General features: G+C 62.7%; 23 protein-coding genes. 8 read left to right on the forward strand and 15 right to left on the reverse strand.

Annotated features, from left to right (window positions below; genetic code table 11):
* The first annotated feature begins 1 nt into the window (after position 1).
* Both lipA and C2H86_RS15070 read left to right on the forward strand, forming a co-directional pair.
* On the forward strand, positions 2 to 1,018 hold the full coding sequence (gene lipA, locus C2H86_RS15065) for a lipoyl synthase (protein WP_060509515.1): 1,017 nt from the start codon (positions 2 to 4) through the stop codon (positions 1,016 to 1,018).
* Between the two features lie 82 nt (positions 1,019 to 1,100).
* Entirely contained in the window at positions 1,101 to 2,039 is a 939-nt protein-coding gene (locus tag C2H86_RS15070) for a S66 peptidase family protein (RefSeq protein WP_159408748.1), read from the forward strand.
* 33 nt (positions 2,040 to 2,072) lie between these two features.
* Here C2H86_RS15070 and C2H86_RS15075 read toward each other — a convergent pair whose 3' ends face one another.
* The 5 genes from C2H86_RS15075 to leuS form a co-directional block, all read right to left on the reverse strand.
* Complete coding sequence (locus C2H86_RS15075) at positions 2,073 to 3,389, reverse strand: lytic murein transglycosylase (protein ID WP_159408749.1); 1,317 nt, start codon at positions 3,387 to 3,389, stop codon at positions 2,073 to 2,075.
* 60 nt (positions 3,390 to 3,449) lie between these two features.
* Positions 3,450 to 3,614, reverse strand: coding sequence for an alternative ribosome rescue factor ArfA (gene arfA, locus C2H86_RS15080; RefSeq protein ID WP_145190513.1), 165 nt, complete (start codon positions 3,612 to 3,614; stop codon positions 3,450 to 3,452).
* Between the two features lie 105 nt (positions 3,615 to 3,719).
* The gene (holA, locus tag C2H86_RS15085; protein ID WP_159408750.1) at positions 3,720 to 4,757 is read right to left on the reverse strand and encodes a DNA polymerase III subunit delta; all 1,038 of its coding nucleotides are present in this window, start codon (positions 4,755 to 4,757) and stop codon (positions 3,720 to 3,722) included.
* 36 nt (positions 4,758 to 4,793) lie between these two features.
* A complete protein-coding gene (lptE, locus tag C2H86_RS15090) occupies positions 4,794 to 5,399 on the reverse strand; it encodes an LPS assembly lipoprotein LptE (protein WP_159408751.1) in 606 nt (201 codons plus the stop codon).
* Positions 5,400 to 5,460: 61 nt separating this feature from the next.
* On the reverse strand, positions 5,461 to 8,067 hold the full coding sequence (leuS, locus tag C2H86_RS15095; RefSeq protein WP_159408752.1) for a leucine--tRNA ligase: 2,607 nt from the start codon (positions 8,065 to 8,067) through the stop codon (positions 5,461 to 5,463).
* Between the two features lie 229 nt (positions 8,068 to 8,296).
* Between leuS and C2H86_RS15100 the strand changes: the two genes are divergently transcribed.
* Positions 8,297 to 8,611 carry a hypothetical protein gene (locus tag C2H86_RS15100; protein ID WP_159408753.1) on the forward strand — a complete coding sequence of 105 codons (315 nt, stop codon included), beginning with the start codon at positions 8,297 to 8,299 and terminating at the stop codon, positions 8,609 to 8,611.
* 131 nt (positions 8,612 to 8,742) lie between these two features.
* Positions 8,743 to 9,504 (forward strand): YdcF family protein, encoded by a 762-nt coding sequence (locus C2H86_RS15105; protein WP_159408754.1) that lies wholly within the window; start codon positions 8,743 to 8,745, stop codon positions 9,502 to 9,504.
* A 110-nt stretch (positions 9,505 to 9,614) separates the two neighbouring features.
* On the opposite strand, the gene lnt is transcribed toward C2H86_RS15105, so the two are convergent.
* Genes lnt through C2H86_RS15125 form a run of 4 tightly spaced genes read right to left on the reverse strand, consistent with a single transcriptional unit; the run spans position 9,615 to position 13,470 of the window.
* Positions 9,615 to 11,132, reverse strand: coding sequence for an apolipoprotein N-acyltransferase (gene lnt / locus C2H86_RS15110; protein ID WP_159408755.1), 1,518 nt, complete (start codon positions 11,130 to 11,132; stop codon positions 9,615 to 9,617).
* Between the two features lie 8 nt (positions 11,133 to 11,140).
* Positions 11,141 to 11,980: an HlyC/CorC family transporter gene (locus C2H86_RS15115; protein WP_027917759.1), complete on the reverse strand. Its 840-nt coding sequence runs from the start codon at positions 11,978 to 11,980 to the stop codon at positions 11,141 to 11,143.
* 25 nt (positions 11,981 to 12,005) lie between these two features.
* Positions 12,006 to 12,479, reverse strand: a complete 474-nt coding sequence (gene ybeY / locus C2H86_RS15120; RefSeq protein ID WP_159408756.1) for an rRNA maturation RNase YbeY — start codon at positions 12,477 to 12,479, stop codon at positions 12,006 to 12,008.
* Positions 12,472 to 13,470: a PhoH family protein gene (locus C2H86_RS15125; RefSeq protein WP_159408757.1), complete on the reverse strand. Its 999-nt coding sequence runs from the start codon at positions 13,468 to 13,470 to the stop codon at positions 12,472 to 12,474. The genes ybeY and C2H86_RS15125 overlap by 8 nt, the downstream gene beginning before the upstream one ends.
* Before the next feature lie 174 nt (positions 13,471 to 13,644).
* Here C2H86_RS15125 and C2H86_RS15130 point away from each other — a divergent pair, with 174 nt between their 5' ends.
* The gene (locus C2H86_RS15130) at positions 13,645 to 13,971 is read left to right on the forward strand and encodes a DUF1820 family protein (RefSeq protein WP_085677149.1); all 327 of its coding nucleotides are present in this window, start codon (positions 13,645 to 13,647) and stop codon (positions 13,969 to 13,971) included.
* A gap of 3 nt (positions 13,972 to 13,974) precedes the next feature.
* On the opposite strand, the gene C2H86_RS15135 is transcribed toward C2H86_RS15130, so the two are convergent.
* From C2H86_RS15135 to C2H86_RS15150, 4 genes are all read right to left on the reverse strand, one after another.
* Positions 13,975 to 14,520, reverse strand: a complete 546-nt coding sequence (locus tag C2H86_RS15135; protein WP_159408758.1) for a tetratricopeptide repeat protein — start codon at positions 14,518 to 14,520, stop codon at positions 13,975 to 13,977.
* Positions 14,521 to 14,719: 199 nt separating this feature from the next.
* Positions 14,720 to 16,003 (reverse strand): glutamate-1-semialdehyde 2,1-aminomutase, encoded by a 1,284-nt coding sequence (gene hemL / locus C2H86_RS15140; RefSeq protein ID WP_159408759.1) that lies wholly within the window; start codon positions 16,001 to 16,003, stop codon positions 14,720 to 14,722.
* 17 nt (positions 16,004 to 16,020) lie between these two features.
* On the reverse strand, positions 16,021 to 16,644 hold the full coding sequence (gene thiE, locus C2H86_RS15145) for a thiamine phosphate synthase (protein WP_159408760.1): 624 nt from the start codon (positions 16,642 to 16,644) through the stop codon (positions 16,021 to 16,023).
* 13 nt (positions 16,645 to 16,657) lie between these two features.
* Positions 16,658 to 17,455 carry a hydroxymethylpyrimidine/phosphomethylpyrimidine kinase gene (locus C2H86_RS15150; RefSeq protein ID WP_159412942.1) on the reverse strand — a complete coding sequence of 266 codons (798 nt, stop codon included), beginning with the start codon at positions 17,453 to 17,455 and terminating at the stop codon, positions 16,658 to 16,660.
* A 265-nt stretch (positions 17,456 to 17,720) separates the two neighbouring features.
* Between C2H86_RS15150 and C2H86_RS15155 the strand changes: the two genes are divergently transcribed.
* Positions 17,721 to 19,712, forward strand: coding sequence for a sensor histidine kinase (locus C2H86_RS15155; protein WP_159408761.1), 1,992 nt, complete (start codon positions 17,721 to 17,723; stop codon positions 19,710 to 19,712).
* A gap of 91 nt (positions 19,713 to 19,803) precedes the next feature.
* Here the strand turns inward: C2H86_RS15155 and C2H86_RS15160 are convergent, their stop codons facing one another.
* The gene (locus C2H86_RS15160) at positions 19,804 to 20,181 is read right to left on the reverse strand and encodes a hypothetical protein (protein WP_159408762.1); all 378 of its coding nucleotides are present in this window, start codon (positions 20,179 to 20,181) and stop codon (positions 19,804 to 19,806) included.
* A complete protein-coding gene (locus C2H86_RS15165) occupies positions 20,174 to 21,580 on the reverse strand; it encodes a PAAR domain-containing protein (RefSeq protein ID WP_159408763.1) in 1,407 nt (468 codons plus the stop codon). The genes C2H86_RS15160 and C2H86_RS15165 overlap by 8 nt, the downstream gene beginning before the upstream one ends.
* A 308-nt stretch (positions 21,581 to 21,888) precedes the next feature.
* On the opposite strand from C2H86_RS15165, the gene C2H86_RS15170 reads away from it, so the two are divergent.
* Both C2H86_RS15170 and amn read left to right on the forward strand, forming a co-directional pair.
* Positions 21,889 to 23,541: an acyl-CoA dehydrogenase family protein gene (locus C2H86_RS15170; RefSeq protein WP_159408764.1), complete on the forward strand. Its 1,653-nt coding sequence runs from the start codon at positions 21,889 to 21,891 to the stop codon at positions 23,539 to 23,541.
* An 84-nt stretch (positions 23,542 to 23,625) separates the two neighbouring features.
* Positions 23,626 to 25,089: an AMP nucleosidase gene (gene amn / locus C2H86_RS15175; RefSeq protein WP_103448853.1), complete on the forward strand. Its 1,464-nt coding sequence runs from the start codon at positions 23,626 to 23,628 to the stop codon at positions 25,087 to 25,089.
* Positions 25,090 to 25,095: the final 6 nt, after the last annotated feature.

The raw sequence follows: 25,095 nt of genomic DNA on the forward strand, positions 1-25,095 counted from the left end.
TATGACAACTGTGCAAGAAGCCGTGCCGAACCTGATCCCTACCCAGGATGCCACCGCGCGCCCAGCGCCGAAGAAAGTGGAAGCCGGGGTAAAACTGCGTGGCGCCGAAAAGGTCGCGCGTATCCCGGTGAAGATCATCCCCACCGACGAACTGCCGAAAAAGCCTGACTGGATCCGCGTGCGCATCCCGGTATCCCCGGAAGTCGACCGCATCAAGCAGCTGCTGCGCAAGCACAAGCTGCACAGCGTGTGCGAAGAGGCGTCCTGCCCGAACCTGGGCGAGTGCTTCTCCGGTGGCACTGCGACCTTCATGATCATGGGCGACATCTGCACCCGTCGTTGCCCGTTCTGCGACGTCGGCCACGGCCGGCCGAAGCCGCTGGACCTGGACGAGCCAAAGAACCTGGCCGTTGCCATCGCCGACCTGCGCCTGAAGTACGTGGTGATCACCTCGGTGGACCGTGACGACCTGCGTGACGGTGGTGCCCAGCACTTCGCCGACTGCATTCGCGAAATCCGTGCCTTGTCGCCGGGCGTGCAGCTGGAAACCCTGGTGCCGGACTACCGTGGCCGCATGGACGTCGCCCTGGAAATCACCGCACAAACGCCGCCAGACGTGTTCAACCACAACCTCGAGACCGTACCGCGTCTGTACAAGGCCGCGCGACCGGGTTCGGACTACGACTGGTCGCTGGACCTGCTGCAGAAATTCAAGCAGATGGTTCCGCACGTGCCGACCAAGTCGGGCCTGATGCTTGGCCTGGGCGAAACCGACGAGGAAGTGATCGAAGTGATGCACCGCATGCGCGAGCATGACATCGACATGCTGACCCTCGGCCAGTACCTGCAGCCGTCTCGCAGCCACCTGCCGGTGCAGCGCTTCGTCCACCCGGACACCTTCGCCTGGTTCGCCGAGGAAGGCTACAAGATGGGCTTCAAGAACGTTGCTTCCGGTCCGTTGGTACGTTCGTCGTACCACGCCGACCAGCAAGCTCACGAAGCCAAGATCAAGCTCTGATCCGGGCTTGAGCTGATCATGCCGATGCACGCTGAAAGGCGGCATCGGCATTTTTGTTTTTGCTGTCCAGTAAGGAGCTGCGATGAATTGCGCTGAAACCACGAAGTCCCGTTTGCCCACGGTGCTGGCGGATAACGCTTGCTTTGCCATCGTTGCACCGGCCGGGCCGGCTCGTCTGGATGCGCAGAAGGCTGGCCAGTGGTTCAGCGAGCGTGGCTACCGCTGCCGTATCTACCCGGGCGTTCACGAGGCCGAGGGTTACCTGGCCGGCAGCGACGAGCAGCGCCTGCAAGACCTGCACGCGGCTTTTACCGACCCGGAAATCGACGCGATTCTGTGCATGCGCGGTGGTTATGGCAGCATGCGCCTGCTCGATCGGCTCGATTTCGAGCTGATTCGCCGCAACCCCAAGCCGCTGGTTGGCTACAGCGATATCACAGCGCTGCACACGGCGATCTATCAGCGTACCGGGCTGATCACTTTCCACGGCGCGATGCTCAATGCCGACCTGTTGGGCGCCAAGCTGCAGCCGACCGAGTCGTCGCTGCTGGCGCTATTGGGCGGGCATTTGGGGGAGGGAGATGAAATTGTCCATCCGACCGATTTCGCCTTGAACTGCGTGGTGCCCGGCGTTGCCAGTGGCCGCCTGCTCGGTGGCAACCTGTCGATGCTGAGCGCGACCCTCGGGACGGTAGCGGAGATTGATACCCGTGACTGCATCCTGTTCATCGAAGACGTCAACGAGCCGCTGTATCGGGTGGACCGGTTGCTGACCCACTTGCGCCTGGCTGGCAAGCTACAGGGCATCAAGGGCGTGCTGGTGGGGGATTTTGCCGGTATTACCGTCGCGGCGTTGGCGCCGCTGCTGGAGGAGACTTTCGGGCCGCTGGGCGTGCCGGTGCTGGCCGGGTGGCGCAGTGGGCATTGTGATCCGAATGTGTGCTTGCCGCTGGGGGCCTTGGTGAGGCTGGACAGTGAGAAGCAGACACTGGTGCTGGGGCAGGACCTGTTCAAGTCTTGAAATAGCCGGGGCCGCAAAGCGGCCCCAGGTGCATCAGCGCTGACGCAGGCTATCGAGCAGCTTGTGGGTCGGGTAGCCATCCGCCGGCCACCCCAGCTGCTGCTGGGCATTACGAATCGCCTTGCGGGTATTGGCCCCGATGATGCCATCCGGGTTCCCCGCCTCATGCCCGCTGGCATTCAACAGATTCTGCAACTCCATCCGCTCGCTGCGGCTCAATGGCAGGTCTTCTTTCGGCCAACTGCCGCTGATGAAGCCCCAGCCCGAGAAGCGATCACCCAGCAGGCTCACCGCCAGGGCATAGGACGACGAGTTGTTGTACTTGAGGATCGCGCGGAAGTTGTCCAGCACCAGGAACGCAGGCCCACGGGCACCAGCCGGTAACAGCAGGGCCGCCGACAGCTGGTTGCTGCCAGCTGGCAGCTGGGTACCCGCCGGTAGCTTTACGCCCATCTGCAGCCATTCATAGACTGGCTTGCGCAGCGCGCCGTCGGCCTGCCAGAAGTCGAAGCCTGCCGGTACCTGCACTTCGAAGCCCCAAGGCTGGCCATGTTTCCAGCCAGAGCTCTGCAGGTAGTGCGCAGTCGATGCCAGGGCATCGGGCGTGCTGTTCCAGATATCCCTGCGGCCATCACCGTCGAAATCAACCGCATGGGTGTTGTAGGTGGTCGGGATGAACTGGGTCTGGCCCATGGCACCGGCCCACGAACCACGCATGGCCTCGGGCTGGATATCGCCATGCTGGATGATCTGCAGGGCGGCGATCAGTTGGTCTTGGGCGAACTGCGGGCGGCGGCCTTCATAGGCCAGGGTGGCCAGCGAGCGGATCACTGACTTGTTGCCCTGGAACTGACCGAAGTTGCTTTCCATGCCCCATACCGCAACCAGCACCTGACGATCGACGCCATAGCGTTGCTCGATACGGGTCAGCAGCTCGGCGTTCTGTTCCAGCAGTTTCTTGCCGTTGCGCACGCGCAGGGGCGACAGAGCGCCTTCGAGGTACTCCCACACCGGGCGAGTGAATTCGGGCTGGCTGCGGTCGGCCTTGATCACGTCCATGTCTGGTGTAACGCCGAGGAACGCTCGGTCGAATGTGCTCGGTGCGATGCCGGCCTGAAGTGCCTGCTGACGGAAGTTCGCCTGCCATTCGGCGAAGGTCTGCAGGGGCTGGATTTCAGTGCTGACGTCAGGTGTGGCGTTGGGCAGGGTCACTACCGGCGCAGGCTGGGCAGGGGCCAGCGGCAGGGCGTCGGCGGCGGTGGGTTTTTCCGCGCAGGCGACGAGCAGGATGAAGCTGGAGGCCGCGAGCAACTGGCGGGAATTCCAACGGGGGAGAAGACTCAAGAGCATGCACAGATCCAGAATTGCAGGTCAGGTGCCGACCATACCATGCCTGCGCTTGTGATGCTTTCATGCGGCCAAAAAGTAAGAAGCCTCCCAATCTCTCGATTGGAAGGCTTCGCGGCGGTAGCTGCCTTTGCCCTTTTCCGGTCGTTCCTGGCGGCAGCGGAACAGCGGTTGGGCGATGATCGACTTGGCCTTGTTGGGGCCGTGCTTTTTCGGCTTCTTGCTCATGGCGGGGTTCCCGGCTTGGTGGGTTTCGGGGCGCACTGTAGGCCTGAGAGGGTGGCGGGGCCAATTGATTGTGTTTATGGTTGAGGCCTTGGGGGCGCTGTGCACCTATTCCGAAGGAAGCACCAATCGCTGCCCGGCCATCAACAGCGCCAACCGCGACAACCCGGTCCAAGGCGAGCCCTCGGCCTGCCCCTTGATCTGCGCATCGATACGCTGGGCATCCTGCAGCAACTGCGCCCAACGCTGAGCCGAGAGACGCTGCAGGGCCTTGCTGACCAGTGGCCGGCGTTTGTCCCACACGGGTGGGCGTGCCTGGCTGAAAGCCTTGTCCAGCGGCACACCTTGGCTGAACTGTTGCGCGAGCCCGGCCAGCAAGCGCAATTCACGGGCCAGTGCCCAGAGAATCACCGGAGGTTCCACGCCTTCTCCGCGTAGGCCCTCGAGCATGCGCAGAGCATGCGCAGCTTCGCCATTGAGAATGGCGTCCACCAGCCCGAAGACATCGAAGCGTGCACTGTCGGCAACCGCCGCCTGCACGGTTTCGACGGTGATCTGGTTGCCATCTGCCAGCAGCTTGAGCTTTTCGATTTCCTGGGCGGCGGCCAGCAAGTTGCCTTCGACCCGCGCGGCGATCAGGTCGACGGCATCGCGCTGGGCCGACAGCCCGGCCTGGGACAGGCGCTGGTTGATCCACTGAGGTAATTGCTGGGCATCCACCGGCCAGATCTGGATGAACTGGCAGTGGGCACCTTCGATCAGTGCCTTGCCCCACTTGGTCTTCTGCGCGCTGCCATCGAGCTTGGGCAGGCTGATCAGCAGCAGGGTGTCTTCGGCGGGCCTGGCGCAATACTCCATGAGCGCCGCAGCGCCCTTGTCACCGGGCTTGCCCGAAGGCAGGCGCAGTTCCAGCAGGCGCCGTTGGGCGAACAGCGACAGGCTGGCACCCGCTTGCAGCAGGGTGCCCCAGTCGAAGTTGGCGTCGGCGCTGAACACCTGGCGCTCGTCAAAACCTTGCTGGCGTGCCGCATTGCGGATGGCGTCGGCAGCTTCCTGGCACAGCAGCGGGTCGTCGCCGCTGACCACGTAGACCGGGGCCAGGCTGCCTTGCAGGTGCTTGTTGAGTTGGGCGGGGGCGAGCTTCATGGGAGCAGGCGGGGCACCGGAGTGCCCCGCGCGGGCTTAGTTGCCCGGGATTTCCAGAGGCGACTGCTGCGGCGTTTCCGCCTGCTGGCGGCGCGCGGCCTCCAGTGCGTCAGCTTCGGCCTTGGCGCGTGCGTCGGCCTTGCGTTGCAGCTCATCGAGCTGCGAAGGGCTCAGCAGTTGCAGGCGCGCAACCATCGACTGCACCAGGTCGCGGCGCATTTCTTCGCGCGCCCGCTGGGCTTCCTGATCGGAGCCGGTGATATTGCCGCCGTCACGCACATACACCTTGCGTACGTCGACCTTGTCGCTCAGCAGCTCGAGGTTGTTCAGGCCCACGATGCTGTAGTTGAGCGTGGTGGTGAGCTCGTATTCGGCTGTGCTGTTGCCGCCCGCGTAGCTCGCCGAGCGCGAGTTTTCCTGCTCGTTGGTCAGTACCAGGCGATAAGGTGCGCCGGTGTGCACATTGACGCCGCTGCGCTCAAGTGCCTGGCGCAATTGCACCACGGTCTGGCCGTAGGCGTTGCGCGCACTGACGTCCATCTCTTTGACGCTCAGGGCGTTGGTGCCGGTGCCGCGCAGCTGGAAACCGCAGGCACTGAGCAGGACAGCCAGGCCCATTACCAGCAGATTGCGTTTGATCATGTTGTTGCTCCCTTGTGGGCCGATACCGCCCACCCGCACTGGGTGCAGGTGGGCGTTGCCATCAGTTGGCGACGATGTTGACCAGTTTGCCCGGTACCACGATGACCTTGCGGATGGTCAGGCCATCGATGAAGCGCAGGACGTTTTCGTTGCTGCGGGCAGCGGCTTCGACTTCTTCGCGGCTGGCGGCGGCGGGCATTTCTACCTGACCGCGCAGCTTGCCGTTGACCTGCACCACCAGGGTGATGCTGTCCTGTACCAGGGCGCTCTCGTCGACTGCCGGCCAGCCAGCGTCGATGACAGCCTGATCGTGGCCCAGCTGCTTCCACAGCTCGTGGGAGATGTGCGGGGTGATCGGTGCCAGCAGCAGGGTCACGGCCTCCAGGCCTTCCTGCAGCAGTGCACGGTCCTGTTCGGTAGCCTGTGGGGCCTTTTCCAGCACGTTCATCACGGTCATCACCTGGGCGATGGCGGTGTTGAACTTGTGGAACTGACCCACGTCGGTGCTGGCCTGCTTGATCGCGGCGTGGATGGCGCGGCGGATGACCTTCTGTGCGTCGTCCAGTGCGGCGACATCCAGCTTGCCCGGCAGGCCCTGGGCGACATGAGCCTGGGCCAGGCGCCAGACGCGACGCAGGAAGCGGCTTGCACCTTCGACGCCAGAGTCGGACCACTCCAGGCTCGCATCAGGCGGCGAGGCGAACATCATGAACAGGCGGCAGGTATCGGCGCCGTACTGGTCGATCATCGATTGCGGGTCGACGCCGTTGTTCTTCGACTTCGACATCTTCTCGGTGCCGCCGATTTCCACTGGCAAGCCGTCGGTCTTCAGGCGGGCGCCGATGATCTTGGCCTTGGCATCGCGCTCGATTTCGACGTCGGCCGGGTTGAACCAGTCCTTGCCGCCGTTGCTGGCCACGCGGTAGTAGGTCTCGGCGACCACCATGCCCTGGGTCAGCAGATTCTTGAACGGCTCGTTGGAGGTGACCAGGCCTTCGTCGCGCATCAGCTTGTGGAAGAAGCGAGCGTACAGCAGGTGCAGGATCGCGTGTTCGATACCACCGATGTACTGGTCGACTGGCAGCCAGTGGTTGGCCGCTTTCGGGTCGACCATGCCACCCTCGTAGTTCGGCGAAGCGTAGCGGGCGAAGTACCAGGACGATTCCACGAAGGTGTCCATGGTGTCGGTTTCGCGCTTGGCCGCGGTGCCGCATTTCGGGCAGCTGCATTCGTAGAATTCGGGCATGCGCGCCAGCGGCGAACCGGCGCCGTCCGGAACCACGTTTTCCGGCAGGGTGACTGGCAGCTGGTCTTCCGGCACTGGCACGTCACCGCACGATGGGCAGTGGATGATCGGGATCGGGCAGCCCCAGTAGCGCTGGCGGCTGATGCCCCAGTCGCGCAGGCGGAACTGGGTGCGCGATTTGCCCAGGTCCTTGCGGATCAGGGCCGCTTCGATGGCGTCGAAGGCACCGGCGAAGTCCAGGCCGTCGAACTCGGCGGAGTTGATCAGCTGGCCATGCTCGCCATAGGCGGCCAGCCACTCGCTGCCGACGTCATCGCCGGCGCTGGTGCGCACCACGGCCTTGACCGGCAGGTTGTACTTGTGGGCGAACTCGAAGTCGCGCTCGTCGTGGGCCGGTACCGCCATCACGGCGCCGTCGCCGTAGTGCATCAGCACGTAGTTGGCGACCCACACCGGCAGCTTCTCGCCGGTCAGCGGGTGCTCGACGAACAGGGAAGTGGGCATGCCCTTCTTCTCCTGGGTGGCCATGTCGGCCTCGGCGACGCTGCCGCTCTTGCATTCGTCGATGAACGCCTGCAGCGCCGGGTTGCCCTGGGCGGCCTGGGTGGCCAGCGGGTGCTCGGCGGCAACGGCGACGTAGGTGGCGCCCATCAGGGTGTCCGGACGGGTGGTGAAGACTTTCAGGGTGCCTTCGTGGCCAATGCTGGCCTGGTCGAACGGGAACTGCACTTCCATGCCGCGCGATTTGCCGATCCAGTTGCGCTGCATGGTCTTGACCTGTTCAGGCCAGCCCGGCAGCTCGTCGAGGCTTTCCAGCAGCTCGTCGGCGTAGTCGGTGATGCGGAAGTAGTACATCGGGATTTCGCGCTTCTCGATCAGCGCGCCCGAACGCCAGCCGCGGCCGTCGATGACCTGCTCGTTGGCCAGTACGGTCTGGTCGGCCGGGTCCCAGTTCACGGTCCCGTTCTTGCGGTAGATGATGCCTTTCTCGAACAGGCGGGTGAACAGCCACTGTTCCCAGCGGTAGTAGTCCGGCTTGCAGGTGGTGACTTCACGTGCCCAGTCGATGGCCAGGCCCAGGCTCTTGAGCTGGGTCTTCATGTAGTCGATGTTTTCGTACGTCCACTTGGCCGGGGCGACGTTGTTCTTCATCGCCGCGTTTTCCGCAGGCATGCCGAAGGCGTCCCAGCCCATCGGTTGCAGGACGTTCTTGCCCAGCATGCGCTGGTAGCGGGCAATCACGTCACCGATGGTGTAGTTGCGCACGTGGCCCATGTGTAGCTTGCCGCTCGGGTACGGGAACATCGACAGGCAGTAGTACGTGTCCTTGCCTGGCTGTTCGGTAACAGCGAACGATTGTTGCTCGTCCCAGAAGTTCTGGGCGGCGGCTTCGATATCACGGGGCGTGTATTGTTCGTGCATGGCTACTTTTTGCTGAGAGAGAAGAGACCTTGTTCCAGGCAGCGGAACCTCGCTGCGTCCGGCACTCTGGTGTCGTTTTAGAGTGAACGCCGTAGCATACAGCAGCGCCGCGCATCGTGGGAAACCTTGATTGCGAATGCCCGCTGGTCGCGGCATCCGGCTGCTTTTTGCAGCGACGCTAAGCTCAGGTGTGGGGGGAGATAATCTTTATCTTCAATGAGGTGAACGGATGGGAGAGACGCAGCTACCCGCAAGCAAACCGGAGCTTTACGAACGCCTGATCGACCGTCTTGGCCTGGCACTGGAAGTCGCCAGGACCTCGGTAAGATTACGCGACGAGATGCCAGCCGAGCTGGAGTTGCGTGGCTTGAGCCATGCAGAGTTCGAAGTGATCAAGGCTTACCTGGATTCCCTCCCGGAACGCCGTAATGCCAGCGCCGGTACATTCCCGCAAGCGGAACCGGCAACGGCCAAGATTATCTGGCTCAAGGACAAGAAACGCCCCGCCAATCCGGCGAGATCCAGGACGCTGCCACATCGCTAGCCGTTCAGGACGCCAGGCGCAGGGTAACGCGCGCCGGTTCTACAAAACACTTCCTATGATCGACGCCGGCCCAGACTTGTTGACCGGCGTCGATCCTCTATAGGCTGCACACCTTCCATGGAGGTGTGTCGATGCCGATCCGGTTTTTCATCAAGCAATGGCTGATGCCGCCTGGCGTCCTGTTTCTGCTGCTGCTCGCGGCCTGGTGGTTGCGCAGGCGGCGGCCGCGGCTGGCGGCGCTGTGTTTTGCCGTGGGGCTGGGAGGCCTGTGGCTGATGAGCTTGCCGCTGGTGGTGCAGGAGTCCGCGCGCCTGCTGGAGACCGAGCCGCCTCTGTCGACGGGTGATTGGGCCGGCCTGGCGAGCAGGGCGGACGCCATCGTGGTGCTTGGCGCAGGGCGCGAACGTGGTGACCCGGCCTGGGGGGGTGATGACCAGCCTGCGGCAACGGCCCTTGAGCGCATGCGTTTTGCTGCTCGGCTGGCGAAAGCCTCGGGACTACCGGTGCTGACCAGCGGTGGCTTGCATTACGGAACGCCGCCTAGCGAGGCACAGTTGATGGCGGATCGCCTGCGCGAAGATTTCGCCGTCGAGGTGAAATGGAAGGAAGTGGCCAGTCGCACCACCTGGGAGAATGCCCAGCTGAGCGCCAAGGTGTTGCAGCCGTTGGGTATACGCCGCGTGGTGGTGGTGACCCAGGCGTGGCACATGCAGCGCTCACGCTGGAGTTTCGAGCGGGCCGGGTTCGAGGTGGTGCCGGCGCCGGTGGGGTTCCTGGGGCGCGATCATGCACGGCCGTTCGGTGGCTTGCTGCCCGAGAGCCGGGCCATGTGGCAGAGCGGGCAGTTGCTCAATGAAGCGGCGGGGTTGGTGGGGTATCGGTTGTTCTACTGAGCCTTGTTGCACCTGCACTGGCCTCTTCGCGGGGCAAGCCCGCTCCTACAACAGAATGCGTTCCCGTGTAGGAGCGGGCTTGTCCCGCGAAGAGGCCGGTGCAGGAAGACTTAAACAGTCTTGGCAATACGCCCGGCCAGCAACGCCCAACCCAGCAACAGCACGCAAAGAATCGCCAGCGGCCACGACCGCCACTGCAGGTAAGGCGTCAGCTGCTGCATCGGCACCACTTCGCCATACAGCACCGCCCGCTGGAATTGCGGTACTTCTGCGGTGATCCTGCCGAACGGGTCGATCAGTGCGGTCACGCCATTGTTGGTGGCGCGGATCATCCAGCGGCCGGCCTCCAGCGCACGCATCTGTGCCATCTGCAGGTGCTGCAGCGGGCCGATCGAGGTGCCGAACCAGGTGTCGTTGCTGATGGTCAGCAGCAGGTCGCTGCGTGCTGCCAGGCCTGCAGCGAACTCGGGGTAGACCACCTCATAGCAGATGAACGGCGCAATCTGGTAGCCCTTGGCCTGCAGCAGTGTCTGGTCCGCAGGGCCGCGGGCAAAGTCCGACATCGGCAGGTTGAAGAACTCGATCGCGCCGCGAAGCAGGTCCTGCAAGGGCACATATTCGCCAAACGGCACCAGTTTCTGCTTGAGGTAGGTACCGTCGCCTTCGCCGGTAACCGTTACGCCGTTGTAGAAGCGGCGCTGGTGATGCACCACTTCACGCACCGGCACGCCGGTGATCAGCGCCGAATGCCGGTCGGCGGCAAAGCGGCCCATCACATCGATATAGCCTTGAGCCTGGTCCTTGAGCACCGGCACGGCGGTTTCCGGCCAGACCAGGAGGTCAACCGGCTTGGAGCTGAAGCTCATGTCGCGGTAAAGCGCCAGCTGCGCGTCGATGTGCGCCGGGTCCCATTTCAGGTCTTGCTCGACGTTGCCCTGCAGGGCTGCAACCTTGAGTGGGTCACCGGCTGGCTTGGTCCAGGCGTGGTCCTTGAGGGCCATGCCGATCACCCACGGCGCCAGCAGCAGTACTGCACCGATTGCCAGGAACGACGGGCGTTCGCGCAAGCGGTGCAGGTTGCACAGCAATGCAGCGCTCAGCGCCAGGACGAAGGAAATCAGCCACACGCCACCCAGCGGCGCAAGGCCCGCCAGCGGGCCATCGAGCTGGCTGTAACCGGCATACAGCCAAGGGAAGCCGGTAAGGAACCAGCCTCGGAAGGCCTCCTGCAGCAGCCACAGGGCGGCGAAGCACAGGGCGTCGGCCAGGGGCGCCTCATTACGCCTGAACCAGCGCGCCCACAGCCAGGTGGGGAGGGCGAAGAACCAGGCGAGGGCGGCGAAGAACGCCAGCAGCAACACGATCGCCAGCAGCGGCGAGGCGCCGCCGTAGGTGTTCATGCTGACGTAGATCCACCAGGTGCCAGCGCCGTAGAGGCCAAAGCCGAACCACCAGCCGCGCCACATGGCCTGGCGCGGGCTGAGCTCGCGCAGGCCAAGGTAGAGCAGGGCGATGGACAGCAGGGCCAGCGGCCAGATATCGAACGGCGCCAGGGCCAGGAGGGTCGATGCGCCGGCCGCCAGGGCCAGCAGGTTACCGGGCCAGCCGGGGCGGGTGATCCAACGCATGTTTGTCCTTAGCGGGTGATCGGGGTCAGGCGCAGCAAGTGTATCCGCCGGCTGTCGGCATTGAGAATACGGAACTTGTAGGCGCCGATCTCGGTGGTCTCGTTGCGCTTGGGCAGGTGACCGAAGGCGCTCATCACCAGGCCGCCGACGGTGTCGAACTCGTCATCCGAGAACTCGCTGTCGAAAAACTCGTTGAAGTTGTCGATCGGGGTCAGCGCCTTGACCAGGAAGTCGCCACTGGGCAGCGGCTTGATGTAGCTGTCTTCCTCGACGTCGTGCTCGTCCTCGATGTCACCGACGATCTGCTCCAGCACGTCCTCGATGGTCACCAGGCCTGCCACGCCGCCGTATTCGTCGATGACGATGGCCATGTGGTTGTGGTTGGCGCGGAACTCGCGCAGCAGCACGTTCAGGCGCTTGGACTCCGGCACGAAGGTAGCCGGGCGCAGCAGGTCCTTGATGTTGAAGCTGTCGCCGTTCTCCTTGAGGATCAGCGGCAGCAGGTCCTTGGCCAGCAGGATCCCGAGCACATCGTCATGGCTTTCGCCGATCACCGGGTAGCGCGAGTGGGCGGCGTCGATGACGGCCGGGAGGAACTCGCGGGGCGATTGGGTCGCCTTGATGCTGATCATCTGCGAACGCGGAACCATGATGTCGCGAACCTGCAGGTCGGCGACCTGGATGGCTCCTTCGACGATGGTCAGCGCTTCGCTGTCGAGCAGCTTGTTCTGATGGGCTTCGCGCAGCAGCTCGAGTAGCTCCTGGCGGTTTTTCGGCTCATGGGCAAAAGCCTGGGTCAGTTTACCCAGCCAGGACTTTTGCCCGTTGCTCGATCGATCTTCGCTCATGGCGGTTCTCGTGATCCTTGGTGTATCAGTGTGTGAGAAGTTCGTTTTCATCGTCGGCGTACGGGTCGGGGTGACCCAGTTCTGCCAGCAATTCCCGTTCCAGCGCTTCCATTTCCTCGGCCTCATCGTCTTCGATGTGATCGTAGCCGAGCAAGTGCAGGCAACCGTGGATGACCAGGTGGGCCCAGTGCGCTTCCAGTGACTTGCCCTGTTCAGCCGCCTCGCGCTCGACCACCGGCACGCAGATCACCAGGTCGCCCAGCAGCGGGATATCGAGCAGGTCATCGGGCACGTCGGCCGGGAAGGACAGCACATTGGTCGCGTAGTCCTTGTGCCGGTAGGTGTGGTTGAGTTCGCGGCCCTCGGCTTCGTCGACCAGACGAATGGTCATTTCCGAGTCAGCGCTACGCTGGCGCAGGGCCAGTTCGCACCAACGGCGGAAAGCGGCGTCATCCGGGGCGGCAGCATCCGTGGCCCGTTGCAGGTCAAGTTCAAGCATCTTTGCCGGGTGCCTCGGGCTTGGCCTGGCGGGCATCGAAGCGGTCATAAGCCTCGACGATACGCTGCACCAGTGGGTGACGAACCACATCTTTGGGTTGGAAATGGGTGAAGCTGATCCCCGGTACGTCCCTGAGTACCTCGATGACATGGGCCAGGCCCGACTTGGTGCCACGGGGCAGGTCGACCTGGGTGATGTCACCGGTGATCACCGCGGTCGAGCCGAAGCCGATACGGGTGAGGAACATCTTCATCTGCTCGAGCGTGGTGTTCTGGCTCTCGTCGAGGATGATGAAACTGTTGTTCAGGGTGCGTCCGCGCATGTAGGCCAGCGGGGCGATCTCGATCACCTGGCGCTCGATCAGCTTGGCCACGTGCTCGAAGCCGAGCATTTCGTACAGCGCGTCGTACAGCGGGCGCAGGTACGGGTCGATCTTCTGGGCCAGGTCGCCAGGCAGGAAGCCGAGCTTTTCGCCCGCCTCGACCGCCGGGCGCACCAGCAGGATGCGGCGCACCTGCTCGCGCTCCAGGGCGTCAACGGCGCAGGCCACGGCAAGGTAGGTCTTGCCGGTACCGGCCGGGCCGATGCCGAAGTTGATGTCGTTGCCGAGGATTTCCTTTACGTAGCGCTGCTGGTTGACGCCGCGCGGGCGGATATTGCCCTTGCGTGTGCGCAGCGAGACGCTGACCTCGTTGACCGCCGGGTTGTCGATGTTCTCCACCGTCGACTCCTGCAGGTACAGGTGCACGGTTTCTGGCGACAGGTCTGTGGCCTTGGCCTCGCGGTAGAGGCGGCGCAGCAGTTGCTCGGCAGCGGAAGTGGTCTTGGGTTCGCCGATCAGCTCGAATTGATTGCCGCGGTTGCGGATCTCAATGGCCAGGCGTTGTTCGATCAGGCGCAGGTGCTCGTCGAACTGGCCGCACAAGTTGGCGAAACGGTGGGCCTCGAAAGGTTCGAGGATGAAGCGATGGGGTTGTATGGGTGCGTTCAAGGTCGTTTTTAGCCGCTCGACGGCAATGAATGTGAACTCAAGAATAACCCTTGAAGGGCAGTGGCGAAAGCACTGAAACGATCAAGGGTGGGTACAGGCCTTGTGCCTGCGCGGGCCAGAGCCTGCTCTGCTATGATGCGCGCCTTTTCTTACGCATGTGTTATCCCGCCGAACATGAGCAAACGCGAACCCGCCATCTATAAAGTGATCTTCCTCAACCAGGGGCAGGTCTTCGAGATGTATGCCAAGCAGATCTACCAGAGCGACCTGTGGGGTTTTCTGGAAATCGAAGAGTTCGTTTTTGGCGAGCGCACCCAGGTGGTGGTCGACCCGAGCGAAGAGAAGCTGAAGAATCAGTTCGAAGGGGTGATCCGCAGTTTCGTGCCGATGCACTCGATCGTGCGCATCGATGAGGTGGAGCGCCTGGGCACGGCCAAGATCAGCGAGGCCAGGGCCAGCGGCAACGTGATGCCATTCCCCATGCCGATGCCGGAGAAGTAAGGGTCAGGGGAGTGGCGAGAACGGCGTGCGCCCTTCGGCGTTCTGCAGTTCCAGCAGGTATTTGCGGAAGATCTGGCCGAGCACCTGGGTGGCGTGCTCCAGTTCGTCGCGCGGCATTTGCTCGGTCACTTCGTCGGCCATGTCCAGCGCATCTTCGGCGCCGTTTACCGCGGCCATCTTCAGCAGGATATAGGCCTGCACGTTGTTGGCTTTGACCCCTTCGCCATGGAAGAACATGGCACCAAGGCGGTATTGGGCTTCGGCGTGGCCTTGCAGCGAGGCCTTTTCGAACCAGTCCAGGGCCTTTTTCAGGTTTTTCGGCGTTAGCGTGTAGTAGTACTCGCCCAGCTCGAACTGTGCCTGTGCGTCCCCGGTCACGGCTGTTTCCTCGCAGGCTTTCAGCGCGTTCTGCAGGTCTTCTGGCTGAACATTGAGCGTGCAGCGCCCCGTTGCCGGAATCAGCAACGAGTTACCGCCCTCCGCCATAGCCAGCAGGGGCTGAAGAAGCAACAGGCAGCCCAAGGTCAGGGCGCGGCCGGTGCGGTTCATGGGGATCGACTTACCTCTGCAAAGCTGCGGCCAATGTCTCTGGTGGCACATTATGGGATAAGCAGCGCCAACCTTACAAAGTTTTACGCGAATTTCTGTCCGGGCGGGGAAGATAACTGATTGTGCAGAAGGATTTATTGCCTGTACCGGCCTCTTCGCGGGCAAGCCCGCTCCCACAGAGGCCGGTGCAGGCGACCAATCACTTCAGCGCGGCAAAGGCTTTTTCAGCCGCATCCAGGGTGATCTGCAGTTCTTTTTCACCGTGCGCGATCGACGTGAAGCCCGCCTCGAATGCACTTGGCGCCAGGTACACGCCGCCGTCGAGCATCAGGTGGAAGAACCGCTTGAAGCGTTCGGCATCGCTGGCCATCACGTCGTCGAAGGTGACGATGTCGTCGGCACCACTGAAATACAGGCCGAACATGGCGCCCGCCTGGGTGGTGACGAACGGTACGCCTGCGGCATCGGCACGCTGTTGCAGGCCATCGAGCATACGGCTGGTGAAGTCGGTCAGCTCATCATGGAAGCCGGGGCGGCTGATCAGCTTCAGGGTGGTCAGGCCGGCGGCCATGGCCAGCGGGTTGCCCGACAGGGTGCCGGCCTGGTAGACCGGGCCCAGCGGGGCGATGCAGCCCATGATTTCGCGTTTGCCACCGAAGCAACCGACCGGCATGCCACCGCCAACGATCTTGCCGAAGGTCGACAGGTCTGGCTTGATCCCGTAGTAACCCTGGGCGCCGCCGAGCGAGACGCGGAAACCGGTCATCACTTCGTCGAAGATCAATACCACACCGTGCTTGTCGCACTGCTCGCGCAGGCCTTCGAGGAAGCCTGGCGCCGGCGGTACGCAGTTCATGTTGCCGGCCACCGGTTCGACGATGATGCAGGCCACGGTCTGGCCGACTTCGGCGAGGGTCTTCTCGACTGCAGCGATGTCGTTGAACGGCAGGGTCAGGGTGTGCTTGGCGAAGTCCGCCGGTACACCTGCCGAACTCGGCACGCCTTGGGTCAGCAGGCCGGAACCGGCCTTGACCAGCAGGCTGTCGGAGTGGCCGTGGTAGCAGCCTTCGAACTTGATGATGGCGTCACGGCCGGTGTAGCCGCGGGCCAGGCGGATGGCGCTCATGGTCGCTTCGGTGCCGGAGCTGACCATGCGCACCATTTCCATCGACGGCACCAGAGAGCAGACCAGGTCGGCCATCTCGGTTTCCATCGCAGTCGGTGCGCCGTAGGACAGGCCGTGTTCCAGCTGGCGGCGGACCGCATCGAGCACGTCCGGGTGGCCGTGGCCGAGGATCATCGGGCCCCACGAGCCTACGTAGTCGACGTAGCGCTTGTCATCTTCGTCGACGACGTAGGCGCCTTCGGCATGCTTGAAGAACAGTGGGGTGCCGCCGACGCTCTTGAAGGCGCGGACTGGCGAGTTGACGCCGCCAGGGATGTGCTTCTGGGCTTGGGCGAACAGGGCTTCGGAACGGGACATGGGATCTTCTCTCGAAATCAGGAAGCGAACAGGGCGTTGAAGGCGCGGGCGCGGCGGGTGACTTCTTGCGCGCTGTCGGCACCGAACAGGCCGTGGATCACCGCCAGCAGGTCGGCGCCATGGGCGATCAGCGGGGCGGCGTTGTCGAGGGTGATGCCACCGATCACGGCGATCGGCAGTTTCACCTGGGCGCGGGCCTGTTCCAGCAGATCGACGTTGGCAGCCGGCGCACCGGGCTTGGTGACGGAATTGAAAAAGCGGCCGAAGGCCACGTAGCTGGCGCCTTCGCTGGCAGCCTGGGCGGCCAGCTCGAGGCTGGCGTGGCAGGTGGAGCCGATGATCGCCTGGCGGCCGAGCAACGCGCGAGCGGGTGTCAGCGGGCCGTCGGTCTGGCCCAGATGCACACCGACGCCCAAGCGCGCGGCCAGTTCGGCGTCGTCGTTGATGATCAGCTGGGTGCCATAGCGCTCGCAAAGCTTCATCAGCGCTTCGGCCTCGCGCAGGCGGCGGGCGGCATCGTCGCTCTTGTCGCGGTACTGCAGCAGGCACACACCGCCTTCCAGCGCGGCTTCGACGTGGGAAAGGAAACGGCCGGCGAGCAGCTGGCTGTCGGTGATTGCGTACAGACCGCGTAGCTTCATTGAAAGCCTCTTGTCAGGAGCAGAAATCCAGGGGCAGGCGGCGTGGGACGAACTGGCCCTTGCCCAGCTGTTCGGCATCGCGCAGGGTGCGCCAGGTGTAGTCCAGGGCGCTTTTCACCGCGCTTTGCAGTTGCTCGCCAAGGGCCAGGCGACCGGCCAGGGCGCTGGCCAGGGTGCAGCCCGAACCGTGGTAGCTGCCCGGCAGACGCTGGCAGGTCCAGGTGTGGCTCTGGCCGTCGCGGCTGTACAGGCGATTGTGGATTTCGTCCTCGTCGCCGTGACCACCGGTAATCAACAGGTGTTTACAGTACGGCAACAGTTTTTCGGCACACTCGTCGGCAGTGCCTTCAGGCAGTTCGGCCAGAATGCGCGCCTCTGGCAGGTTCGGTGTGGCAATGGTCGCCAGTGGCAGCAAGTGTTCGCGCAATGCATAGCCGACTTCGTCCTTGCCCAGGCGGCCACCGCCGCCGGCACGGAGTACAGGGTCGCAGACCAGCGGCAGGTGCGGGTGGGCACTGAGCAGTTCGGCGACGGTGTCGACCATGTCGATCGAGCCGAGCATGCCCAGCTTGACCGCTGCGACCGTGGAGTCGGTCAGTACGGCATTGGCCTGGGCCAGGACCCACTCGCGGTCGAGCACGCGGAAGTCGGAAACGTTGACGGTATCCTGCACGGTCAGGGCGGTCACGGTAGGTGCGGCGTGACAGCCTTGGGCGATCAGGGCTTCGATATCTGCCTGCAAGCCGGCGCCGCCACTTGGGTCGTGGCCGGAGAGACAGAGGACAACTGGGCGGGAGCTGTAGGTATTCATGGTCGGCGAGCTTACCACCAAACCCATTTGTGCGGATCGTCCTACAAACGAGATTTGTTGATCGAATGGTCAAATTTTTCTGTCACCTGTCTCTGAAAGTGCCGTTCTAGAGCCTTTTCTTTGAAAATTTGAGTGGCCCGTCGCCAGCGTTGAAAGCTATGCTAGAGTGCTCGGATAACTCGACAAACGGGCTCTGCCGGATTTCGTCGTCTCATAAGGATCGGAGGCCATCGCGACGCGACCGGACAGGCCATGCTGGGGCTGTATGCGCTATTTGCTGATTGTGCTTCTGGGCTTGCTGCCCGTGCTGGCCGGAGCCGTCGAATTCGACGAGGCGACCCGGCACCTTCCATTGGGCAAGATCATGCAGGTCTACGAGGACCGTGATGGCAGCGCGAGCATTGCCCAGGTTAGCGCACCGATCTTTGCCAGCCGTTTCCGCACGCATCACCAGGACGTGCTGAACGCCGGTTACTCGACTTCGGTGTTCTGGCTCAAGGTCGACCTGCACTATGTGGCCTCTGCCGATGCGCAGCCGCGCCAGTGGTTGCTGGAGCTGGCCTACCCTCCCATGGACCATATCGAGCTGTACCTGCCGGGCAGCGATGGCGCGTTCCGCCTGGCCCAGCGTACCGGCGACGCTTTGCCCTACGACAGCCGGCAGATACGCCAGAACAATTACCTGTTCGAGCTACCGCTGCAGCCCGGGCAGTCGACCACCGCTTACCTGCGCCTGCACAGTCAGGGTTCGGTGCAGGCACCGCTGGCGTTGTGGTCAGCCGAAGCCTACATGGAAGACCAGCCGACCCGCCTCTATGTGCTGGGCATGATCTACGGCGTGCTGCTGGTGATGGCGGTGTACAACCTGTTCATCTACCTCAGCGTGCGAGACGTCAGCTACCTCTACTACATCCTCTACATTGCGTCGTTCGGCTTGTATCAGGTGTCGGTGAACGGCGCAGGGGTTGCCTACCTCTGGCCGGAAAGCCCGTGGTGGGCCAACGCCGCGACGCCGCTGTTCATCGGCGCTGCGGGCCTGTTCGGTTGCCAGTTCGCGCGTCACTTTCTGCAGTTGGGCAAAATCAGCCGTAGCTTCGACCGGCTGCTGCAGCTGTTGATGCTCGGTGGTGTGCTGGTGATGGTGCTCTCGGTGAGTATGCGCTACGGCATCGCCTTGCGCATGGCCACGGTGCTTGCCCTGCTATTTACCGTGAGTATCTTTGCCGCCGGCTTGTATGCCTGGGTGCGCGGCCTGCGCGTGGCGCGCTGGTTCATCATTGCCTGGACGGCGTTCCTGCTTGGCGGGCTGGTCAATACCCTGATGGTGCTGGGTTACCTGCCCAACCTGTTCATCACCATGTATTCCAGCCAGCTGGGGTCGGCGCTGGAAGTGGCGTTGCTGTCGCTGGCGTTGGCCGACCGCATCAACAGCATGCGCGAACAGCAGGCGCAGACCCTGCGTGATACCGGCGAGGCGTTGGAGCAGATGAACCAGCAACTGGCCAGAAGCAATCACCTGAAGGACGAGTTCCTCGCCACTGTTACCCACGAGCTGCGCACACCGATGAATGGCGTGATCGGCTCGCTGGAATTGATGCACACACTGCCCATGACTGCCGAGATGGCCCAATACCACCGCACGGCGGTCGGCTCGGCCCAGGACATGATGAGCATGGTTGACGACATTCTCACGTTGACCGAGCTGCAGGCTGGCCGCATGCGCCCGCAGGCGCTGCCGTTCAGCCTGCGGCGCACGCTGCAGGACCTGCGTGCCGGTTATGCCGGAACAGCCCTGGGCAAGGGCTTGTACCTGAGCCTGGATATCCCCGCCGAGCTGCCCGACGAGTTGCTGGGCGATGCGCAGAAAGTCGCCCGCTGCCTGGGTTGCCTGGTGGACAACGGCCTGAAGTTCACGCATCACGGTGGGGTGATGGTGCAGGTCCGCGGTCGCCGCCTTGGCCCGGACAGCCTGGCGTTGACCTTCACCATCAGCGACAGCGGCATCGGGTTCGATGACCTGGACCAGGCGATTCTCTATCAGCGGTTCTTCCAGGTCGATGGTTCGATGACCCGGCGCTATGGCGGGCTCGGGATTGGCTTGTCGATCTGCCGGCAGTTGGCCGAACTGCTCGATGCCAAGTTGTCTCATGAATCGACGCGTGGGTTGGGGAGCCGCTTTGAGCTGACCTTGAATGTGGCGGTTGCCCAGGTGCAGATGCCGCCGGGGAGGGCGGTTTCTGGCGCGACGCGATTCTGATTTGCACTCACCTGCTGACAAGTTAGTGGGCCGCCTGAAGGATGATTAGAGCAGTCCTTTGAGGAGCTGAACTGCAATTTCTGTGTGTTCCTCAAAACGCTAGTGCACCTATTATCAACCAGGCGAAGGATATCCAGCCCAACCATGCAGATAAGACCATAATTTGTCTAATGTTTTTCGGGAATTCGGCCACGTCTTTCTCGTTGAGTAATCCTCTCCTTATAGAACTCTTTGAGATCGCCATGGCCCCGCTTAGCTGAAAGATAATTAATAGCTTGGTTGTTCTGCTGTGCTCACCCCATGTTTTTCTGACGGTGTCAAGGCACTGGCTTCTTTGTAGTGATGATGTTATTTCGCGAAAATAACGCGATTTCGTTAGGCAAAGGTCTAATGCAAGCCCAGTTGCAATTAAAATTATGGGTGGGGTCAGCAGGGCCAGTGTTACGATTGGCTCTAGTTTTTCATTCATTGTCGAATACCTCGTAAACCGCTTCCCCTATTATCTCCCCGAGCTTCATTCCCCCAACGCTGCCAGCCAGCGCACCAATACCTGTTACAACCAATGAACATACAGGGGTACCTGGTCCGGTTACCCAGCAGGCTGTAACAGCGATTGCGCCACCCGCTTTCGCTCCAGCTATCCCCCCGGCGAGTCCGACCGAAAAATTTCCTATTTCAGTAAACTGTGTTTTTCTGCAAGTGCCGCTGCTGCCCGCTTGACAGGCTTCGTAGATTTTAAGCGCTGAACCAGCGCCACCAATGGCAATTCCGACATTGCCGCCAGCCTTAAGAAATTTGGAGAGTCGTGCAAGCTTATTCAAGTGTGTCGAGTAACCGGGTATATGACCTGGCGCTCCAGCTTTACTCCAGTGATGTACCAGGCTTTTCGAGGAAATCCCCAAGTCACGGCGTAGCTTTTCGTAGTTGCCCAAATTCATGCGCTTGTTAAGAAAGGTTGCTTTCAAATTTGCATCCAGTTGCTTGAACAGTTTTTTGCGTTCAGCAAAGAACGCCGGGCTGCGCAGATGCCCGTGCTTGGCGAATTGCTGTTGATGCAATTCTTCGATCGTTCGCAAGATGTTGCTCAACTCATCCAGCGACCTGGCCATCATCGCCTGGCTTACGCCCATCGTCAGGCTCACATCACTGAGCAACCCGGCGATCTCAGCTTGATGGCGCATCATGAAGTCGGCTTCTTCGTCCGTCAGATCTGCCAATGCTTCCCGAGCCTGTTGCGCCGCGCTCATTGCGATCAGCTCTTCACGGGTGCAGGCAGGGCGGCTGAGACCGTCGCTGATGACGAAGATCTCGCCTGCCTTGAACCCTTGCTGAAAGGTCGGGTTCAGGCGCTCCAGGATAGAACTGGGCAGGTTGGCTTGCGGTGCGCCGAGTTCAATCAGGATTTCTTGGTACGTCATGCACCGCGGCACGATGTAGAAGCCAGGCTCCTGGCTTTGCGTCATTGTCGGTGGCTGAACTGTTGTAGCGTGGTAGCTAGTCCTTTCCAGAGTGCTTGCGTAAGCCTGTGCTGGCGCAACTGCAACAACCGTTGGAGGAGGTGCGCGGCGCGGCGCAGGGCCTTGATGCAGCGGCGCAACCAGGCGATTGTCGCCCAAGGGGCAGCCACATTTGACCAACGCGCCGTCAACCGCAGTGGGTATGCCGTTCTGCGTCCAGCATGGCTCTCCTTCGATGATGGTCCCGGCCTCACCACAGCGCGGGCAGTCAGTGGTCTTGTCCCCTTCAAACAGCCAGGCAATGCCGCTCGAAAAGCCGATGGACTGGTTGGCGATGCAAATGGCACCTGTGCTGGTTTCGTCTCCGTCCAGGCCCTGACCTCGGCCTAGGATATTGATGCGTAAGCTCATGGCTCACCTCAAGTTGAAGATGGAAGCCTGGAACCTAGCAGCCTGGAGACCTGAATTTTCGGGGGGAGGGAGGCTTGGGAAATGTCCTACGTATAATAGAGATATGGATGTCATTGCCTGCGAAGTGCCGCGCGGGCGGCGCCCGATTTAAGAGGCGCTGAAGTACTTGCGGCAAGACCCCGTTGGCCCTGATTCAATCTCTAATAAGAATTCCCCCGCCACATGTTTAGTCATTAATGCCACTTTGACTACCCCGCAGGGAGTGCTTCACTGGGCCTTTCAGGCATGCCCGGATCCAGGAGCTCCCGATGAACCTGCACCAGTACGCTGAAACCCACGAAGTCACCAATCAACCGCCGTCACTCGACGGTGCCAACCTGTACCGCCTCGACCTGCCGCTGCAGGAGTGGTCGCGGCGTTTCGGGGCCGGTTGGGCCGAAGCGCGGATCGATGCCTATGGTGCCCTGGCCGGCGGTCCGCTGATGGCTGCAGGCTTTCTGGCCAATGCGCACAAGCCGGAATTCAGTAGCCATGACCGCTACGGCCATCGCATTGACCTGGTCGAGTTCCACCCCGCCTACCACGAGCTGATGCGCACCGCCGTCGAACACGGCCTGCCCTCGTTGCCCTGGGCCGAACCTCGCCCCGGCGCCCATGTGGCGCGGGCGTCGATGACCTACCTGCACAGCCAGGCCGAGGCCGGTACCGGCTGCCCGCTCACCATGACCTTCGCCGCCGTGCCGGCATTGCGGTTGCAGCCCGAGCTGGCCGAATACTGGCTACCGAAGATCCTCGCCCGCGAATACGACCCGCGTAATGTCGGTGACCGCCACAAGGCCGGTGTGACCCTTGGCATGGCCATGACCGAGAAACAGGGCGGCACCGACGTGCGCGCCAATACCACCCGCGCTTACCCGGTCGGCAGCCCCGGCCCGGGGCAGGCCTACGAACTGGTCGGGCACAAGTGGTTCTGCTCGGCACCGATGTGCGACGCCTTCCTGACCCTGGCGCAGACCGACAAGGGCCTGAGCTGTTTCCTGCTGCCGCGCCATCGGCCTGATGACAGCCGCAACCAGTTCTACATCCAGCGCCTGAAGAACAAACTGGGCAACAGCTCCAACGCCTCCAGCGAAGTCGAGTTTCGCGGTGCCTTGGCGTGGATGGTGGGCGAGGAGGGGCGTGGCGTGCCGACCATCATCGAGATGGTCGCCATGACCCGTTTCGACTGCATGGTCGGCTCCAGTGCATTGATGCGCCAGGCGCTGACCCAGGCGGCACACCATTGCGCCCATCGCAAGGTCGGCGGCCGGGTGTTGAGCGAACAACCCCTGATGCAGAACGTGCTGGCCGACCTGGCCCTGGAAAGCGAAGCCGCGCTGGCCCTGAGCCTGCGCATGGGGCAGGCCCTGGAGCAGCTCGACGACCCGCAGCAGGCGCACTTCGCGCGGCTGGTCACGGCGGTGGGCAAGTACTGGATCTGCAAGCGGGCACCGGCCATGATCAACGAGGCCGCCGAGTGCCTGGGCGGTGCCGGTTATGTCGAAGACAGCATCCTGCCGCGGTTGTATCGCGAAGCGCCGGTCAACTCGACGTGGGAAGGTTCCGGCAACGTGCAGTGCCTGGACGTGTTGCGGGCGTTGTCCAAGGAGCCCGGGGTGCTCGATGCGCTGTTCGCCGAACTGGGCGATGGGCATGGCGACCCGCGTCTGGCTGCGCATATTGGCAACCTCAAGGGAGCCTTCGCCGATACCAGCGATATCCAGTACCGGGCACGGCAGTTGACCGAGGACATTGCCTTGGCTCTGCAGGCCAAGCTGTTGCTGGAAGCGGGCAATGCCATGGTCAGCGATGCCTTTATCGGTAGTCGGCTGACCGGTGGCGGGCGGGTGTATGGCGCCTTGCCGCGTGGCATCGATGTCGGGGCACTGGTGGCGCGGGCTACACCGTCCTGGCCAAGTTGACTATGACGGCTGACCACCGGGGATGTATTTAGCAACAAAGGCAGGCAAGATGGCTGACATGCATGTCCAGACAGGAAGCCCAGTGTGAGCCAAGCTTTTGTAGTCGTTGATACCCCCGAACAGGCCGTCGACCGTCTGGCGGCCTTGCATGAACAGGCCACCGGGGCCCTGAGCCAGGCCCTCAAGCGTTACCTGAAGGACCGTACCGAGCCGGGTGCCGATGAGCGCGCCTTGTACCGCTACCCGGCACTGCGCCTGACCTACTACAGCCATGGCGAAGTGGCCGCCACCACGCGTGCCTATGCCAAGGTCCAGGTGGCGGGCACCTACAGCGTCACCGTTACCCAGCCTGCGGCATTTCGGGGTTACCTGCTTGAGCAGCTGCGCCCGCTGATGCATGACTACACGGTGACCGTGGAAGTCGGCGTCAGCGAGCAGAACATCCCGTACCCCTATGTGGTCGACCAGGGCGATGAGCTGGCCGGCAGCGGCATCACCGCCGCCGAACTGGCGCGGGTGTTCCCCAGCACCGACCTGTCGGCAGCCACCGACAACATCGCCGATGGCCTGTGCGACTGGGGCAATGCCGAAACCCTGCCGCTGGCGCTGTTCGATGCCGCCCGCGTGGATTTCTCGCTGCGCCGCCTGGTGCACTACACCGGCAGTGACTGGCGCCACGTTCAGCCGTGGATCCTGCTGACCAACTACCACCGTTATGTCGACCAGTTCATCAGCCACGGCCTCGAGCAGCTACGCGAAGACCCGCGCTTCGTGCGCATGGTGCTGCCGGGTAACGTGGTGATCGAAAAGGGCATGGACCACGGCGAAACCCAGGCCCTGGTGGCCAGCGTGGTCTGGCACCGCTATCAGATGCCGGCCTACCACCTGATCGCTGGCGACGGTGATGGCGTGACCCTGGTCAATATCGGTGTCGGCCCGTCCAACGCCAAGAACATCACCGACCACCTGGCGGTGCTGCGCCCGCACTGCTGGCTGATGATCGGTCACTGCGGTGGCCTGCGTCAGTCGCAGACCATCGGCGATTATGTCTTGGCCCACGCCTACATGCGCCGTGATGGCATTCTCGACCGTGTGGTGCCGCCGAACATTCCGATTCCGGCCCTGGCCGAAGTGCAACTGGCGCTGCAGGAGGCTGCGGCACAGGTTACCGGCGAGCGTGGCGAAGAACTGAAGAAGCGCCTGCGCACCGGCACCGTGCTGACCTACGACGACCGTAACTGGGAGCTGCGCTGGGCCCAGGAGCGACCGCTGATCAACCTGTCGCGTGCCGTGGCGGTGGACATGGAAAGCGGCACCATCGCTGCCCAGGGCTATCGCCTGCGGGTGCCATACGGCACCTTGCTGTGCGTTTCCGACAAGCCGCTGCACAGCGAAATCAAGCTGCCGGGTTCGGCCAACGCCTTCTACAACCGTGCGGTCAGCCAGCACCTGAAGATCGGCATTGCTGCCCTCGACCTGCTGCGCACCGAGCTCAATTCGTTGCACTCGCGTAAACTGCGCAGCTTCGATGAGCCGCCGTTCCGCTGAGGATCC

Origin of the sequence: Pseudomonas putida, from assembly GCF_009883635.2 — a bacterium.
GTDB classification, from domain to species: domain Bacteria; phylum Pseudomonadota; class Gammaproteobacteria; order Pseudomonadales; family Pseudomonadaceae; genus Aquipseudomonas; species Aquipseudomonas putida_W.